We start from the raw sequence: 17345 nt of genomic DNA, 5'->3' as shown, positions 1-17345 counted from the left end.
AGGCACGCCGCCAGCGTTCGTCCTGAGCCAGGATCAAACTCTCCAAAAAGTGTTTGACTTGCTCATTTGTTCCCATTAAAACACGGGGTGTTTTTAATGGGAGATAAAAATTAAAACGTTGACGTTTTTATTGATTTTGTTCAGTTTTCAATGTTCAATTCACTTTGTTTCACCGTCACCATCTGGCGACTTAAATAATATACCATGTGTGAAAATAAAGAGCAAGCTTTTTTATATAAAAAAACAGCCTTTTTTTATGGCTGTTTTTTTAGTCTCTTTTTTCAATGTATAAATCTCTTCTTTGAACTAAGTCAATAATGTCTCGATTTGGAAGTTGAATCATTGGTCTTGTTTTATTCCCAGGCGGCACAAAGATGACTTTGCCTTTGCTGCCATCTGATAACGTCACCTGCATATCTTGTGAAACCTCGGCTGTCAGCGAAAACAATACTTCTGTAATCGACAGATCAAACTGGCCAAACAAATCTTGCTGGATAATTTCAACTACTTTAAATACAGACTGCCTGCCTTTAAATAATCGATCTGTTGTTAAAGCATGAAAGGTATCAGACAGTCCGACTATTTGTGAAAGTACATGCACTGATTTTCCTTTCGTACCTGCCGGATAACCAGATCCGTCCATCCGCTCGTGATGCTGATAAACAGCAAGCTTTGCTTCCGGTTTGAGAAGTTTTAAGTCTTTCACCATTTTGTAGCTGACCACTGGATGATTTTGAATCTCTTTGTATTCACTCTCTGTCAGGGCCGTTTTTTTTGTTAATAAGGAGGTTGTTATTTTTGACATCCCGCAGTCAGCTAAAAATCCGGCTAATGCTGCCTGAACAATCAATCCTCTATCGTACTGGAGTTTTTGGGCAATCAGTCCACTCAGCAGGCTGACAGCCAATGTATGGTGATAAAGATACTCGTCTTTCTTAGAGGATGATAAGACTTTTTCAAATTCTCCCGGATGTTCTAACATGTACTCAAGTATGGGCAGGATGATTGTACGTATTCGGGCAATATCTACATTCATCCCTGACTGCCACCGCTGAAATTCTTCTTTTACACTTTTTAATGTCTTAAAATAAAGCTGCTCTATCCGATCTGCAGCCGGCAGTACACGATTGAATGAATCTGAAGAATACAGCACGGCCTCTGGCTGCTCTTCCTTTGCTAGTACATCAATGGATCTTATAGAAAAAGCGTGCAAAAAACGAATATGCTGATCTGTTAAAATCGTTCCAGCTGCAATAATGGGATTGGCTGTCGCAGCCATGACGGCTTCTTTCACCTGGTATCCGGGCTTGATGTCCTCAACTTTTATGTACATCCCCTGCCTCCTCTTACACCTTTGTACCTAATTATAAGAAAAATCGCAGCCGAATGATAGTCAAAAAGCACAGGTATTTTGAAATACCTGTGCCATGTTTTTATTCTTCCATTTCTTCTTCTTCGAGCAATTCTTCTTCTTTTTCTACTTTCGCTACGGTTGCCACTGTTTCATTTTCACCAAGGCGGATCAGCTTAACCCCCTGCGTGTTTCGGCCAGTAATGGAAATGCTGGCAATATCCATCCGGATCATGACGCCGCCCATGGTCATAAGCATCAGGTCTTCTTCACCTGTAACCGTCTTAACCGCGATGAGTGCCCCGTTCTTGCCGGTAATATTCAGCGTTTTAAGCCCTTTTCCGCCACGTGTTTGAATACGGTATTCAGATTCAGGCGTTAATTTGCCGTATCCATTTTCGGTAACAATTAAAATATAATCATTTTCTTCTACGAGTTCCATTCCCACTGCGTAATCTCCATCAGACAAGGTAATGCCTTTTACCCCTGTTGATGTACGCCCCATAGAACGGACATTGTCTTCCGGGAAACGAATCAGCATGCCATCACGCGTTCCCATTACAATATGTTTTTCGCCATTTGTCAGCCGCACAGAAATGAGCTCGTCTTCCTCCCGGATATTCAAAGCGATCAAGCCGTTCGTTCGAATATTTGCGTAATCCATTAACGGTGTCCGCTTTACAATTCCCTGCTTCGTTGCAAAGAACAAGAACGAATCCTCTGTGAACTCTTCGACAAACAGCATCGAATTCACCCACTCATCCTGCTCGACGCCAAGCAGATTCACAAGCGGAATTCCTTTTGCTGTCCGGCTGAATTCCGGAATCTGATAGCCTTTTAATCGATACACTTTCCCTTTGTTTGTAAAGAACAGAATCGTATCGTGGGTTGAGGTTGTCAGAAGCTGCTCAACAAAGTCATTTTCATTTGTTCCCATCCCCTGAATACCGCGGCCTCCGCGGCGCTGGCTCCGGTAAGTCGAGATTGGCTGACGTTTAATATATCCTTTATGGGTTAATGTAATAATAATTTTTTCAACCGGAATTAAATCTTCATCCAGCAAATCACCAGGCGCTCCATCGGTAATTTCTGTCCGGCGTTTGTCGGCGTACCGGTCTTTAATTTCAGTCAGCTCTTCACGGATAATTTGAAGAATTTTTTCCTCGTCCGCTAAAATGGCTCTTAATTCTTTAATCACTGCAAGAAGGTTTTGATATTCTTCTTCGATTTTTTCACGCTCAAGGCCGGTCAAGCGCTGCAAACGCATATCTAAGATGGCTTGAGCTTGTTTCTCAGATAAACCAAACTGCTCCATCAAGCCTTCGCGGGCAGCCTCTGTTGTCTGCGAGCCGCGAATCAATGCGATAATGCGGTCTATGTGATCTAAAGCAATACGAAGACCCTCTAAAATGTGTGCGCGTGCTTCGGCTTTATTTAAGTCAAATTGCGTACGCCGGCGGATAATCTCCTGCTGATGCGCTAAGTAATGCTTTAAGCACTCTTTTAAGCTGAGTACTTTTGGATGGCCGTCTACAAGCGCCAGCATGTTAATACCGAAGCTTGTCTGCATGGCTGTGTATTTATATAAATTATTTAATACAACGCTCGCATTGGCATCACGGCGAATTTCCATCACAATTCGCATACCTTCACGATCTGATTCGTCGCGAAGATCGGTAATGCCGTCGATTTTCTTTTCACGGACAAGCTCCGCGATACGTTCAATGAGCTTTGCTTTGTTTACTTGGTACGGGATTTCTGTCACGATAATCGTTTCTTTACCGTTTGCTTTTTCTTCAATTTCCGTACGGGCACGCAAAATAATCGAACCGCGGCCTGTTTCATAGGCACGGCGGATGCCGCTGCGGCCCATTAAAATACCTGCTGTTGGAAAATCAGGTCCTTGAATAAACTCCATTAAGTCCAGAACAGACATATCCGGATTTTTGCTGACAGCAAGCAGCGCATCAATGACTTCTCCAAGGTGGTGAGGCGGAATGTTGGTTGCCATACCGACCGCAATACCGGAAGCGCCATTTACAAGCAGATTCGGAAAACGGGCCGGTAACACAACGGGCTCACGCTCGGAGCCATCGTAGTTGTCTTTGTAATCAATAGTGTCTTTGTTTAAATCACGTGTGATCTCCATGGCAATTTTGGACATGCGAGCTTCTGTATACCGCATCGCCGCAGCCGCATCGCCGTCAACTGAACCGAAGTTTCCGTGTCCATCAACCAGCATATGGCGGTAGTTAAAGTCCTGCGCCATCCGTACCATTGTTTCGTATACAGCTGAATCCCCGTGCGGGTGATATTTACCGATAACGTCACCGACGATCCGGGCAGACTTCTTATACGCTTTATCGGCTGTCATGCCGAGATCATTCATCGCATACAAAATACGGCGGTGCACCGGCTTTAAGCCATCGCGTACGTCCGGAAGCGCCCGGGATACGATAACGCTCATCGCATAATCAAGAAACGATGAACGCATTTCCTGGCTTATATTAATCTCTTTTACGTTCGAGTGTGGCGTATCAGCCATGAAAAATCCTCCTTTTAAGAAAAGTACAAGGCGCCCATTTATCGGTGACAAGCATGGGACAAGCCTGTCCTTGCCGCCCATATTCAATGAGCTTTCAGCCGATTGGCGCCTGGAACTTAGGTGTTATTAAAAAGCGGGAGCGCCCGCGGCTTACGGGCGCTTTTTAAACTTATATATCAAGATTTTTAACGTAGCGTGCGTTGTCCTGAATGAAATTACGGCGCGGTTCTACTTTATCGCCCATTAAAATTTCAAATGTTTCATCGGCCTCCATCGCATCTGTCAGGGTTACCTGAAGCAGTGTACGTGTGGATGGATCCATGGTCGTTTCCCATAACTGCGCCGGATTCATTTCTCCAAGACCTTTATAACGCTGCAAACTCGGCTTTGCATTTGCCGGGATGTCTTTCATGATTTCATCCAGCTCGTGGTCGTTGTATGCGTAGCTGATATTTTTGCCCTGCTGTACTTTGTAAAGGGGCGGCTGCGCAATATACACATACCCCGCTTCAATAAGCGGACGCATGTAGCGGAAAAAGAATGTTAACAACAGCGTGCGGATATGGGCGCCATCCACGTCCGCATCCGTCATGATAACCAGTTTGTGATAACGTGCTTTTTCCAAGTCAAATTCTTCGCTGATCCCCGTTCCGAGTGCTGTAATCATTGCACGTACTTCATTGTTGGACAAAATTTTATCAAGACGCGCTTTTTCAACGTTCAGGATTTTTCCGCGCAGCGGCAGGATGGCCTGGAAGTGGCGGTCACGCCCCTGCTTGGCTGAACCGCCGGCAGAGTCTCCTTCTACGATATACAACTCGCTGATTTTCGGATCGCGTGATGAACAGTCAGCCAGTTTACCAGGAAGGCTGGATACCTCGAGCGCACTTTTGCGCCGTGTCAGCTCCCTCGCTTTTTTCGCAGCCATTCTTGCCCGGGCTGCCATCATGCCTTTTTCAACAATTTTCCGAGCCGTATTCGGGTTTTCAAGCATAAATGTTTCAAAACGGCCGGCAAAAACGTTGTCTGTCACCGTTCTCGCTTCTGAGTTGCCAAGCTTTGTTTTCGTTTGACCTTCAAACTGCGGATCCGGGTGTTTCACGGAAATAATGGCCGTTAAACCTTCACGGACATCTTCTCCTGTTAAATTGGCATCAACGTCTTTTGCGAGGCCATTTTTCCGGGCATAATCGTTGATCACACGTGTTAAGGCGGTTTTAAAACCGGATTCATGCGTTCCGCCTTCGTGCGTGCTGATATTGTTGGCGAATGAATAAATGTTGCTTGTATAGCCGTCGTTGTATTGAAGGGCTACTTCAACCTGAATTCCTTCACGCTCGCCCTCCATAAAGATCGCTTCTTCATGAAGCACTTCTTTGGAACGGTTTAAATGCTCAACGTATGATTTAATACCGCCTTCGTAATGATACTCATTTTTTTTGCCTTCTCCACGTTTGTCTTCGAGCGTAATTTTAATACCGCGGTTTAAGAAAGCAAGTTCACGAAGCCGTTGAGCAAGCGTATCGTATTCATACACGAGTGTTTCCGTAAAAATCTCACTGTCTGGACGGAAGTGAATGTGTGTACCGGTAACATCTGTTTCGCCTACTACCTTCAAATCTTCCTGCGGCACACCGCGTTTAAATGCTTGGTAATGAATCTTTCCGTCACGGTGTACATATACTTCTAGGAGTGTAGAAAGTGCATTTACAACAGAAGCACCAACACCATGAAGTCCGCCGGATACTTTATAGCCGCCGCCGCCAAATTTACCTCCGGCATGCAGGACGGTTAAAATTACCTCTACCGCCGGGCGTCCCATTTTTTCATGAATCCCGACCGGAATGCCGCGTCCATTGTCTTTTACAGTAATGCTGTTGTCTTCTTCTATGATGACGTTGATTTCATCGCAATACCCGGCCAGTGCTTCGTCAATACTGTTATCAACGATTTCCCAGACGAGATGATGAAGTCCTTTTACACTTGTTGAACCAATATACATACCAGGACGTTTTCGGACAGCTTCAAGTCCTTCGAGCACCTGTATTTGATTTTCATCATAGGAAGGTGTCGTATTTTGCGGGTCCATAGTCAAATCCAGTCACCTTCTCTTTCGGTAAAATAATCTTACTTTATTTTGGTTACTGCCCCAGCGGTAACGCTGTAGGCAGAGGCGGCATTTAACGTGTCATGCTCAATGCCGTCCGTGTTTGTTGTTGTAACAAACGTTTGCACTTTTCCGTGAATCGTATTCAGCAGATGTGACTGGCGGTAATCGTCAAGCTCAGATAGCACATCATCCAGCAGCAAAATCGGGTATTCACCAATTTCCGATTGAATCAGCTCGATTTCAGCAAGCTTTACAGCAAGCGCTGTTGTCCGCTGCTGCCCTTGTGATCCAAATGTTTGAATATTTTTTCCGTTCACATAAAAAAGGAGATCGTCGCGATGCGGACCGGTTAATGTCACACCCCGGTCTACTTCTCTCGCCCGGCTTCTCTGGAAAAGATCCAGCAAAGCCGATCTTATCTGCTCGTCACTCTGCTCCTCTTTTATCCCAGCTGCCGGCTCATACATAATAGCCAGCTCTTCAACCCCTCTTGAAATACCGGCATGAAGCGGACCAGCCCATTTTTGAAGCAGATGAATAAACTCAAAGCGCTTTTTTGTTACTTTTACCGCCAGCTCAACAAGCTGTTCAGTTAAAACCTCAAGCATCGTCAAGTCAGATGCTTTTTTTGTCTGCAGCTGTTTTAAGTAATGATTCCGCTGCTGCAGCACTTTATGATAAAGGCTTAGGTCATGCAGATACACAGGCGATACTTGACCGATTTCCATGTCAATAAACCGCCTTCTTACTTGCGGACTGCCTTTTACTAATGTTAAGTCTTCCGGAGCAAACATCACGACATTCATGTTGCCGATGTACTGGCTGAGACGCGTCTGCTCCAAATGGTTAACCTTGGCTTTTTTGCCTTTTTTGGAGATCAGAAGCTCAATCGGGAGCGATTGGTGCTTTTTCTGCACTCGTCCCTTTATTTTAGCATACTCCGCTTCCCAGCGAATTAAATCTTTATCATTTGAAGTCCGGTGCGATTTAGCCATAGCCAGCACATAAATGGATTCGATGATATTGGTTTTCCCTTGGGCATTTTCGCCAATGATGACATTTACAGTATTATCAAACTCAACGAGGAGTGATTCATAATTTCGGTAATTCTCTAAAGCCAGTTGTTCAATGTGCATGCAAAAACACCTTTCGACGGCCCTTAATCGCTTTCTTCCTCTGTTCCAAATCCCACTTCATATACGCCGTCTCCAGGAATTTCCACCTCATCCCCTTCATACAGCTTTCTTCCTCTTCGGTCATCAAGCTCTCCGTTGACGTATACCTCGTGTTCACTTAGATACCATTTTGCCTGGCCGCCAGTTTGAATAATGCCAGCCAGTTTCAGAAATTGGCCAAGGGTGATAAATTCCTCGTTTTCAGCTTTTTTTGTCATCATAATGTGGTTTCCTCCGTAAACATCTTAGTACTTTATTTTAACATAAATACAAAAAAAGCGGCGCAAATATGCCCCGCTTTTCCGGAGTTTGAATTAATACGTTCGCACCGGCAGGATCAACTGAAGTGTTGAATCATCGTGAAGCGGACGAATCACAAATGGACGCATTGCGCCTGTAAATTGAATTTCAATTTCGTTCCCCTCAATTGCTTTAAGTGCATCCATCATATATTTTGCGCTGAATGAGATTTTCAATTCCTCTCCCTCAGACGACAAGCTGTTTACCTGCTCGGTTACTTTTCCGATCTCTGGTGAGTTCGATGAAATCTCGACCATTCCGCTGTCCTCGCTGCTCATTTTCACAACGTTGTTCCGCCCTTCCCGCGCTAAGAGAGAAGCACGGTCTACCGCTTGCAGATATTCCTTTGTATTTAAATCAATTTTTGTTTTGTATTCATCAGGAATCAAGCGGGTTGTGTCAGGATAGTTGCCGTCAAGCAGCCGCGAGAAAAACAAAACATGCTTTGAACGGAACAACACTTGGTTTTCTGTCATGACGATTTCGACCGGCTCGTTTGTGTCATCTAAAATTTTGCTTAATTCCGTCAAGCTTTTTCCAGGAATCACGACATTGTATTCTGCTGATGGAAGCCCTTCTGCCGTTGTTTTACGAAGAGCCAGGCGATGGCTGTCTGTAGCGGTGCAAATAAGCGTGCCATTTTCAATTTTCCAGTTTACACCCGTTAAAATCGGCCGCGTTTCTGAAGTAGATACAGCAAATACCGTTTGCCGGATCAATGTTTTAACAAGATCAGCCGGCAGCTTAAAAACATTCTCGTCATCAATTTGCGGCAAATGCGGATATTCATCTGCGTCCTGACCGTTCAAGCTGAATTCCGCATGTCCTGAACGAATGATCGTTTGAAAAGAAGCGGACGTTTCAAATTCGATCGTCGAAGCCGGCAGCTTGCGGACAATCTCATTGAAAAAACGGGCATTTAAAACCACGCCCCCTGTTTGCTCGATCGAGGCAATAGATACATCCCCTTCTTCACTTGGAATAAACGATTCAATCGAAATATCGGAGTCGCTTCCTGTTAAGGTGATCCCCTCATCTGACGCATGAATTTTAATACCGGTCAAAATGGGAATAGTTGTTCTCGAGCTTACTGCCTTTAAGACATCTTGTACGCCGGCAGCAAGCCGGTCTTTTTGTATCGAAAATTTCATGGGGATCCCTCCGAAATTATTTTGATATAGCAATCCGCTTAACTGCGAATTTAATATTTTTATATTAAAAAAATAATAGACGTAGTAGTAGGCGCTGTTGATTTGTGGATAAGTATGCCAAAACGAAGAAATAACAGCCCATCCACATGTGGACAGACTGTTGATGAGCGCCCTTTTTTATTCACAATTTATTAAGCTTTTAAAATGGTGATAATTTCATTTATTTTTTGAGCGGCAGCAGGATCTGTTTCCATGAGCTTTGAAATTTTCTCATGGGCATGAATAACGGTCGTGTGATCACGTCCTCCAAACTCCTCGCCAATTTTAGGCAGTGAAAAATCCGTTAATTCGCGTGACAAATACATGGCTACCTGTCTTGGAAAAGCAACCGATTTTGTCCGCTTTCTGGCTGTAAAATCCTCCAGGCGGATGCCGTATTGCTCCCCGACTACCCGCTGAATATCCGGAATGGTAACAGATTTTGGACGAGCCCCCGGAATAATATCTTTTAAAGCATCTGCTGCTACTGTCGCGTTCACTTCTTTGTTGATTAAAGAAGAGTAAGCAACGACCCGGATCAATGCGCCTTCAAGCTCACGGATATTTGTATCAATTTGATTGGCGATATACAGCATCACTTCATTTGGCACATCAAGGTTTTCAGCGCGGGCTTTTTTGCGCAAAATGGCAATCCGCGTTTCAAGGTCCGGCGGTGTAATGTCTGTAATAAGCCCCCACTCGAACCGGGAGCGAAGTCGATCTTCAAGAGTCGGGATTTCTTTTGGCGGCCGATCGCTGGAAATGATAATCTGCTTGCTTTCTTCATGCAGTGTATTAAATGTGTGGAAAAATTCTTCCTGTGTTTGTTCTTTTCCGGCTAAGAACTGAATATCATCAATAAGCAGGACGTCAACATTGCGGTATTTATTACGGAACTCCACCGCTTTATTGTCTCGAATGGAATTAATGAATTCGTTCGTAAATTTCTCCGAGGACAGATACACCACTTTAGCGTCGGGATTATGCTCAAGAACGTAATGCCCGATTGCATGCATTAAGTGTGTTTTGCCCAATCCTACTCCCCCGTAAATAAACAGTGGATTATACGCTTTGGCCGGTGCTTCTGCTACCGCAAGAGAAGCTGCATGGGCAAACCGGTTGCCGGATCCGATGACAAACGTGTCGAATGTATATTTTGGATTCAGCATACTTTGGATGGTTGATTCCCCGCTTGGCTTTGGCGGTGGAGCCGGCTGTTCAGCCCGATGCGAGGGCGGTACATATGATTCCATGTCGTGAACATCTGGCGAAATAAAGTAAACATCAAGCTTTTCGCCTGTTAATTCATCAATAATTTCGGACGTTAAATGCGTATAATGCCCCTCAAGCCAATCACGATTAAAAAAGTTAGGTGCCGCTATTACAATAGCGTCTCCGTGAAGCGAATGCGCTTTGGTTGACTTCACCCACGTTTCGTAACTTGGCTTGCTAATCCGCGCCTGGATACGCTCCAGCACTTTATTCCATAAATCATCGATGTTCTCCATTGGCCCCTCCTTACTGACTGTCAGTGCAGTTTGTTTAATGTTTGTACAACCCATTTAGTTAAGAATTCATAATTATGCATGACAATGTTTGTGAATAAATATATAATAAGATAAAACTAGTTTTTCGACAAAATCTACAGGCTGTGGATAAAAATAAAAACACCCTGTTTATTGTTTTTCCACATATTATCCACAACTGTGGATAGATAATATGTCGAATTTAGTTATCCAGAGTGAAAACAAAATAATAATAGCAGAAAAAATGAGACTCTGCAATCACTTCAATGAATTATCCACAGGCTTTTTCTCCTTGTGAAAATGTTTGTCCACAGGGTGAGGACTTGTGAAAGAACCATCGAAGAAGTTGTGGATAATCGAAAATGCCGTCGATTGCTGTCCACAGATGGAAAATGGGGCAAGGTATGATACTTTTTGTATAACCTGCATTCCTTATCAAAAAGACAGTGAAATAATTTGGATCTTTGAGGCTTTTAAAAGGTGGTTGACAGGATGGACTCTGGTCCTTATAATTAACAAAGACTGTTTTGAAAATATGAATTCGAAAACCTCAGGGAGGTGTTTTAATATGAAAAGAACGTACCAGCCTAACAAACGTAAAAGAAGCAAAGTTCATGGTTTCCGTGCACGCATGAGTTCTAAAAACGGCCGCCGTGTTTTAGCAAGCCGCCGTGCTAAAGGCAGAAAAGTACTATCTGCATAAGACCACTGACCATTTCAGTGGTCTTTTTTTAGGATTGCTAGAAATGGTCCGCAAAGGCGGCGTGGCAGAAAGTTGTCAAATCCGCCTTTGTTCTATATGAATGAAAAGCCGGCAGGTGGCATAAATGAAAAAATCATTCCGCATCAAAAAAAACAATGATTTTCAAACGGTCTTCAGCAAAGGGAAGTCGTTCGCAAATCGCCAGTTTGTTGTATATATGTATAAAAAAGAGCAGAATGTTCCGTTCCGGATCGGCTTGTCTGTCAGCAAAAAGCTGGGCAATGCTGTGATGCGCAACCGCATTAAGCGCTGCATCAGACAGAGCTTTACGGAATTAAAAGACGAAATTCAGCCTGGCTGGGATTTTATTATTATTGCCCGTAAGCCGGCAGTGGACATGTCCTGCGCAGAAATAAAAACAAGCTTAATACATGTACTAAAACTGGCGCGAGCGCTTCAGCGAAAATAATCCAAATGAATAAGCAGAAATTCAGCCAATGACAGGGGGAGCAACCGCTTGAAGAAAAGAACGCTTTCATTCTTGATCGTGGCTCTTTTTTCCGTCCTGCTGGCAGGATGTACGGAAGTAAACCAAGAAATTACAGCAGAAAGTGAAGGATTCTGGAATGAATACGTCATTTATCCGCTCTCACAATTTATTACCGCTACATCTGACCTCGTAGGCGGCTACGGTCTTGGTATTATCGTTGTTACGATCATTATTCGGATCATTATTTTGCCGCTTATGATTAAGCAGACAAAAAGTGCTAAAGCGATGCAGGAGATTCAGCCTGAAATTAAGAAAATTCAAGAAAAATACAAATCAAAAGACGCGCAGACACAGCAAAAGCTACAGCAGGAAACGATGGCGCTGTTCCAGAAGCATGGGGTAAACCCGCTGGCTGGATGTTTCCCGATTTTAGTGCAAATGCCGATCATCATTGGGCTTTATCAAGCCATTATGCGGACGGGCGAAATTAAAAACCACACTTTTTTATGGTTCGATCTAGGCTCGCCGGATATTATTTTATCTGTTTTAGCTGGTGTTTTTACTTTTTTCCAGCAAAAACTAATGATGGCAGGACCTGCAAGTGATAATCCGCAGATGAAAATGATGCTGTACTTAATGCCGATCATGATCATCGTGTTTGGGATTACGCTGCCGTCGGCACTTGCTTTGTATTGGGTAGTCGGCAGTATTTTTATGATTATTCAAACGTTAATTATTGGCAGAAATAAGCCGGTTCAGGATGCTGGCCTTTAATAATGAGTAGAAGAAAAGACATTGCTAACATCGCAATGTCTTTTTTTATGTAGAAAAAGGGTTATATTTCCATACATAAACGTGCGTTTAAAGAAAAAAGTTATCAACATGTGGATGAACATATACCTTTTTTTCAGTGAACAGCTGTGATATTCTATTTATTTAGGGAATCAAATAAAAGCGAATAGGCAATCACATATATCAACATAAATATGAAAGAGGTGAACAACGTGGAATTTGATACAATAGCAGCTATTTCAACACCGCCGGGAGAAGGGGCTATTGCAATCGTTCGATTAAGCGGCGACCAGGCGATCTCCATTGCGGATAAAGTGTTTCGGGCACCTGGACAAAAGCAGTTGTCCACAGTTCCGAGTCATACAATTCACTATGGCCATTTAGTGGATCCATCCACAGGACGTGTCGCGGAGGAAGTGATGGTTTCTTTAATGAAAGGGCCAAAAACATTCACCCGCGAAGATGTCGTGGAAATTAACTGTCACGGAGGCATTACAGCCGTTAACCGTGTACTGCAGCTTGTTTTAAATGAAGGAGCACGTCTTGCCGAACCCGGTGAATTCACAAAGCGTGCTTTCTTAAATGGCCGTATTGATTTATCACAGGCAGAAGCTGTAATGGACTTGATTCGTGCCAAAACAGACAAGGCGATGAACGTGGCACTAAACCAAGTGGAAGGGCGGCTGTCCCGATTGATTGGGCGGCTTCGCCAGGAGATTCTTGAAACGTTGGCTCATGTGGAAGTGAACATTGATTATCCAGAATATGACGATGTGGAGGAAATGACGCACCGTGTGCTTCTTGAAAAATCACAGTTTGTTCAATCTGAAATTGAACGTCTGCTCCGGACAGCTGAACAAGGTAAAATTTTACGTGAAGGGTTGTCGACAGTTATTATCGGGCGTCCGAATGTCGGTAAATCTTCACTCTTAAATGCGCTCGTACAAGAAAACAAAGCGATTGTCACGGATATTCCTGGCACAACGCGTGATGTAATTGAAGAATACGTGAACGTGCGCGGCGTGCCGCTCCGTCTAGTTGATACGGCGGGTATCCGCGAAACAGAAGATATTGTGGAACGAATTGGTGTGGAGCGCTCAAGAAAAGTACTAAAAGAAGCAGATCTTATCTTGCTTGTATTAAACTATTCTGACGAGCTGACGCCGGAAGATGAAAAGCTGTTTCAAGCAGCAAGCGGCATGGATGTTATTGTCATTGTGAACAAAACGGATCTTGAGCCGAAAATAAATATGGACCGTGTAAAAGAACTGGCTGGCAGCAGCCGTCTTGTGACGACGTCGCTTCTTGAGGAAAAAGGAATTGATGAATTGGAAGAAGCGATTGCCGGTTTATTTTTCTCAGGTGCAGTTGGTGCGCAGGATATGACGTATGTGTCTAATTCCCGGCACATTGCCCTATTAAATCAGGCAAGCCGCTCTATAACAGACGCTATTCATGGAGTAGAAGCAGGCGTGCCAATTGATATTGTTCAAATTGATTTAACAAGAACGTGGGAGCTGCTCGGGGAAATTATCGGCGAAAGCGTCCATGAAAGCTTGATTGATCAGCTGTTTTCACAATTTTGCCTCGGGAAATAATGAACGGAAAGGAAGAAAAACGGCATGAATTACTATGAAGCAGGCGAATATGAAGTCATTGTTATTGGGGCGGGCCATGCCGGAGTAGAAGCAGGGCTTGCTTCTGCACGGACAGGCGCCAAAACGTTAATGATTACCATTAACCTTGATATGATCGCCTACATGCCATGCAACCCGTCTGTCGGCGGACCGGCAAAAGGAATTGTTGTCCGGGAAATCGATGCGCTTGGCGGCGAGATGGCCAAAAATATTGATAAAACACACATTCAAATGAGAATGCTGAATACAGGAAAAGGACCGGCTGTGCGGGCGCTGCGCGCGCAGGCGGATAAAGTGCTGTACCAGCAGGAAATGAAAAAAACGATTGAAAACGAGCCGAATTTAACACTCGTTCAAGGAATGGCAGAGCGGTTAATCGTAGAAGAGGGAGAATGCCGCGGTATCATCACGCAAACAGGTGCCGTTTACCGTTCAAAAGCTGTGATTATTACGAGCGGAACGTTTATGCGCGGTGAAATCATTCTCGGTGATTTAAAATATTCCAGCGGTCCGAACAATCAGCAGCCTTCTGTAAAGCTATCCGAGCATTTAGATGAGCTTGGCTTTGAACTTGTCCGCTTTAAAACAGGGACACCGCCGCGTGTCAACAGCCGGACAATCGACTATTCCAAAACGGAAATTCAGCCGGGTGATGATGTTCCCCGTGCATTCAGCTATGAAACAAAAGAATTTATCATGGATCAGCTGCCATGCTGGCTGACGTATACAAATGAAGAAACACATAATATTATCGGTGAAAACCTGCACCGTTCTCCGATGTACTCTGGCGTCATTAAAGGACGCGGACCGCGTTATTGTCCATCAATCGAAGATAAAGTAGTCCGGTTTAATGATAAGCCGCGCCACCAGATTTTCCTTGAGCCGGAAGGACGGAATACAGAAGAAGTATACGTACAGGGCTTTTCTACAAGCCTGCCGGAAGATGTACAATACCGGATGCTTCGGACAATCCCGGGCCTTGAAAAAGCACAGCTGATGCGTGCGGGCTATGCGATTGAGTATGATGCAGTTGTGCCGACACAGCTATGGCCGACACTGGAAACAAAACGAGTGAAAAACTTGTACACAGCTGGGCAGATTAACGGTACATCCGGTTATGAAGAAGCAGCTGGACAAGGTTTAATGGCCGGTATTAACGCTGCGTGCCGCGTGCTTGGCAAAGAAGAAGTAGTGCTGAGCCGTTCCGACGCTTATATCGGTGTTATGATTGACGATCTTGTCACAAAAGGAACGAGCGAACCATATCGCCTGCTCACTTCCCGTGCGGAATACCGCCTTCTTCTTCGTCATGACAACGCGGATCTTCGCTTAACAGAAATCGGCTATAAAATCGGCACGATTTCTGAAGAACGCTACGCAGCTTTCCTGGCGAAAAAAGAAGCGATTGCGGCTGAAATCGACCGGTTGAAAGCAACGATTATTAAACCGGACGAAAAAACACAGACGCTTATTCGTGAAGCGGGTGGAAGCGAGCTGAAAGACGGCATTCGAGGAGCAGACCTTCTTCGCCGTCCGGAAATGACGTATGAGGCAATCAAGCAGCTTATCCCAGCAGATGCTCCGCTTGATGAAGAAGTGGAAGAGCAAGTGGAAATTCAAATTAAATATGAAGGATACATTGAAAAGTCCCTTCAACAGGTGGACCGGATGAAGAAGATGGAAAACAAAAAAATTCCGGCTGACATTGATTACGATGCAGTGAGCGGTATCGCCAATGAAGCACGGACAAACTTAAAAGAAGTCCGTCCGCTTTCCATCGCACAGGCCTCACGTATTTCAGGCGTGAACCCGGCCGATATTTCCATTTTGCTTGTTTACATTGAGCAGGGCCGTATTGCACGGACCGTCAGCGAATAAGAAAGGAACGAAAACATGAAAATCGACCAATTTCAATCCGAACTTGCCAAAAACGGCATTGAGCTGTCTGAAGAACAGCTTGGCCAGTTTCAGCGCTACTATGAACTGCTTGTAGAATGGAACGAAAAAATGAATCTCACTGCGATTACCGAGCAGGAAGAAGTGTATATGAAGCACTTTTACGATTCACTTACAGCTGGCATCTATACCGATTTAACAAAACCAGCCCGGATTTGTGATGTCGGCGCCGGCGCCGGCTTTCCAAGCATCCCATTAAAAATTGCTTTTCCGAATTTGGATGTTACCATTATTGATTCATTAAACAAACGTATTACGTTTTTGAATCATCTGGCATCCGAGCTGAAGCTTGAACATGTTCAATTTGTTCACGGACGTGCAGAAGAAATGGGACGGAACCCGGAGCATCGCGAGCAGTATGACATCGTAACGGCACGTGCCGTTGCCCGCATGTCTGTCCTGTCTGAGCTGTGCCTGCCGTTTGTGAAAAAGGGCGGTACATTTGTTGCCATGAAAGCAGCGAGTGCGGCGGATGAAATGGAAACAGCTGCAAAAGCAATCGGAACACTTGGCGGTCAAACGGAAGAGGTTTTCTCTTTCCGCCTGCCGATTGAAAACAGTGAGCGGACGATTATCGTGATTCGAAAGAAAAAAGAAACGCCGAAAAAGTACCCGCGAAAGCCGGGCACACCGAATAAAACACCAATTGAATAGTTCTTAAGCAGGAACAGGGCGCCTCATGGCGAATACTATCAGAATGGAGAATGAAAAGGTGGTGTAAACATGAAGCGTCCTTTTTCCCGTCTGTTTGGCGGAAAAAGTGAAACAGCCATGATGTTTCCCGTAGATGAAGTCAAAGAAATACCGGTAGACTCTCTGGAACCGAACCAATTTCAGCCGCGTTTTATCTTTCAAGAAGAAAAAATAGCAGAACTTGCGTCAACTATTGCCGTTCATGGCATTATTCAGCCAATTGTTGTCCGGGAGATCGAGGAAGAAAAATATGAAATTATAGCAGGGGAGCGCCGTTTTCGGGCAGCCAAAAGCCTTGGGCATGAAACGGTACCCGTTATTGTCCGTCAGTTTACGGACGAGCAGACCGCTTCAGCAGCGCTGATTGAAAATATACAGCGGGAAGAGCTGTCTCCAATTGAAGAAGCAAGCGCTTATCAAAGCCTTCTTCATATAAATAATACAACCCAGCAGTCTCTTGCCCAAATGGTCGGAAAAAGCCAGTCGTTTGTTGCGAATAAGCTGAGGCTGTTAAAGCTGCCAGATGAAGTGCAGCAGGCGGTTGCTGAAAAAAAAATTACCGAACGTCATGCTCGGGCGCTGCTGCCGCTGAAAAAGCCTGAATGGCAGTGTGAGCTTCTGCGTATTGTGCTCGATAAAGGATTGAATGTAAAACAAACAGAAGACCGCGTGGTCAAAATGCTTGAAAAAGAACCGCCTCGCCCGCGCACAAAAGCGGTCAGCCGTGATATTCGCATTGCGTTAAATACGATTCGCCAGTCTCTTGTGCTTGTAGAGAAAAGCGGTATCCACGTGGAACAAGATGAAGAAGACCATGAAGATTTCTATCGGATTACGATTCAAATTCCGAAAAAACCAAAGCAATCATAAACAATGC

The 17345-nt window shown here is 44.5% G+C and carries 14 protein-coding genes; 7 read left to right on the top strand and 7 right to left on the bottom strand.

Translation table 11 applies throughout. From position 1 onward, the window contains the following. Positions 1-268: 268 nt before the first annotated feature. From RIN81_RS12340 to dnaA, 7 genes are all read right to left on the bottom strand, one after another. Positions 269-1333, bottom strand: a complete 1065-nt coding sequence (locus tag RIN81_RS12340) for an HD-GYP domain-containing protein (protein ID WP_309090570.1) — start codon at positions 1331-1333, stop codon at positions 269-271. A gap of 100 nt (positions 1334-1433) precedes the next feature. After that, positions 1434-3896 (bottom strand): DNA gyrase subunit A, encoded by a 2463-nt coding sequence (gyrA, locus tag RIN81_RS12335; RefSeq protein ID WP_309090568.1) that lies wholly within the window; start codon positions 3894-3896, stop codon positions 1434-1436. Between the two features lie 169 nt (positions 3897-4065). Beyond that, positions 4066-5985 (bottom strand): DNA topoisomerase (ATP-hydrolyzing) subunit B, encoded by a 1920-nt coding sequence (gene gyrB, locus RIN81_RS12330; RefSeq protein ID WP_309090586.1) that lies wholly within the window; start codon positions 5983-5985, stop codon positions 4066-4068. Between the two features lie 38 nt (positions 5986-6023). After that, complete coding sequence (gene recF, locus RIN81_RS12325) at positions 6024-7142, bottom strand: DNA replication/repair protein RecF (RefSeq protein WP_309090566.1); 1119 nt, start codon at positions 7140-7142, stop codon at positions 6024-6026. Between the two features lie 23 nt (positions 7143-7165). After that, complete coding sequence (yaaA, locus tag RIN81_RS12320) at positions 7166-7402, bottom strand: S4 domain-containing protein YaaA (RefSeq protein WP_050180215.1); 237 nt, start codon at positions 7400-7402, stop codon at positions 7166-7168. 93 nt (positions 7403-7495) lie between these two features. Then, positions 7496-8632, bottom strand: coding sequence for a DNA polymerase III subunit beta (gene dnaN / locus RIN81_RS12315; protein WP_309090563.1), 1137 nt, complete (start codon positions 8630-8632; stop codon positions 7496-7498). Positions 8633-8823: 191 nt separating this feature from the next. Beyond that, entirely contained in the window at positions 8824-10179 is a 1356-nt protein-coding gene (dnaA, locus tag RIN81_RS12310; RefSeq protein ID WP_242232475.1) for a chromosomal replication initiator protein DnaA, read from the bottom strand. A 586-nt stretch (positions 10180-10765) separates the two neighbouring features. Here dnaA and rpmH point away from each other — a divergent pair. The 7 genes from rpmH (at position 10766) to noc (ending at position 17338) form a co-directional block, all read left to right on the top strand. Then, on the top strand, positions 10766-10900 hold the full coding sequence (gene rpmH / locus RIN81_RS12305; protein ID WP_046180646.1) for a 50S ribosomal protein L34: 135 nt from the start codon (positions 10766-10768) through the stop codon (positions 10898-10900). Positions 10901-11024: 124 nt separating this feature from the next. Beyond that, a complete protein-coding gene (gene rnpA, locus RIN81_RS12300) occupies positions 11025-11369 on the top strand; it encodes a ribonuclease P protein component (RefSeq protein WP_242232476.1) in 345 nt (114 codons plus the stop codon). A 48-nt stretch (positions 11370-11417) separates the two neighbouring features. Then, positions 11418-12164 (top strand): YidC family membrane integrase SpoIIIJ, encoded by a 747-nt coding sequence (spoIIIJ, locus tag RIN81_RS12295; RefSeq protein WP_242232477.1) that lies wholly within the window; start codon positions 11418-11420, stop codon positions 12162-12164. 230 nt (positions 12165-12394) lie between these two features. Beyond that, entirely contained in the window at positions 12395-13780 is a 1386-nt protein-coding gene (gene mnmE, locus RIN81_RS12290; RefSeq protein WP_309090559.1) for a tRNA uridine-5-carboxymethylaminomethyl(34) synthesis GTPase MnmE, read from the top strand. A 24-nt stretch (positions 13781-13804) separates the two neighbouring features. Continuing rightward, positions 13805-15697 (top strand): tRNA uridine-5-carboxymethylaminomethyl(34) synthesis enzyme MnmG, encoded by a 1893-nt coding sequence (gene mnmG, locus RIN81_RS12285; RefSeq protein ID WP_309090557.1) that lies wholly within the window; start codon positions 13805-13807, stop codon positions 15695-15697. 15 nt (positions 15698-15712) lie between these two features. Beyond that, complete coding sequence (gene rsmG, locus RIN81_RS12280) at positions 15713-16429, top strand: 16S rRNA (guanine(527)-N(7))-methyltransferase RsmG (protein ID WP_251271146.1); 717 nt, start codon at positions 15713-15715, stop codon at positions 16427-16429. Positions 16430-16498: 69 nt separating this feature from the next. Continuing rightward, entirely contained in the window at positions 16499-17338 is an 840-nt protein-coding gene (gene noc / locus RIN81_RS12275) for a nucleoid occlusion protein (RefSeq protein WP_375164540.1), read from the top strand. Positions 17339-17345 lie beyond the last annotated feature (7 nt).

It is taken from the genome of Domibacillus sp., from assembly GCF_031181085.1.
GTDB lineage: Bacteria > Bacillota > Bacilli > Bacillales > Domibacillaceae > Domibacillus.
Note: the sequence above shows the minus strand (reverse complement) of the source record. Positions and strands in the feature narration are given on the sequence as shown.

What these genes read in the sequence shown, in the direction of transcription:
- rnpA (WP_242232476.1), top strand. Translation starts at nt 11,025, where the DNA reads ATGAAAAAATCATTCCGCATCAAAAAAAACAATGATTTTCAAACGGTC.
- gyrB (WP_309090586.1), bottom strand. Translation starts at nt 5,985, where the DNA reads ATGGACCCGCAAAATACGACACCTTCCTATGATGAAAATCAAATACAG.
- recF (WP_309090566.1), bottom strand. Translation starts at nt 7,142, where the DNA reads ATGCACATTGAACAACTGGCTTTAGAGAATTACCGAAATTATGAATCA.
- gyrA (WP_309090568.1), bottom strand. Translation starts at nt 3,896, where the DNA reads ATGGCTGATACGCCACACTCGAACGTAAAAGAGATTAATATAAGCCAG.
- dnaA (WP_242232475.1), bottom strand. Translation starts at nt 10,179, where the DNA reads ATGGAGAACATCGATGATTTATGGAATAAAGTGCTGGAGCGTATCCAG.
- mnmG (WP_309090557.1), top strand. Translation starts at nt 13,805, where the DNA reads ATGAATTACTATGAAGCAGGCGAATATGAAGTCATTGTTATTGGGGCG.
- rpmH (WP_046180646.1), top strand. Translation starts at nt 10,766, where the DNA reads ATGAAAAGAACGTACCAGCCTAACAAACGTAAAAGAAGCAAAGTTCAT.
- dnaN (WP_309090563.1), bottom strand. Translation starts at nt 8,632, where the DNA reads ATGAAATTTTCGATACAAAAAGACCGGCTTGCTGCCGGCGTACAAGAT.
- yaaA (WP_050180215.1), bottom strand. Translation starts at nt 7,402, where the DNA reads ATGATGACAAAAAAAGCTGAAAACGAGGAATTTATCACCCTTGGCCAA.
- noc (WP_375164540.1), top strand. Translation starts at nt 16,499, where the DNA reads ATGAAGCGTCCTTTTTCCCGTCTGTTTGGCGGAAAAAGTGAAACAGCC.
- rsmG (WP_251271146.1), top strand. Translation starts at nt 15,713, where the DNA reads ATGAAAATCGACCAATTTCAATCCGAACTTGCCAAAAACGGCATTGAG.
- RIN81_RS12340 (WP_309090570.1), bottom strand. Translation starts at nt 1,333, where the DNA reads ATGTACATAAAAGTTGAGGACATCAAGCCCGGATACCAGGTGAAAGAA.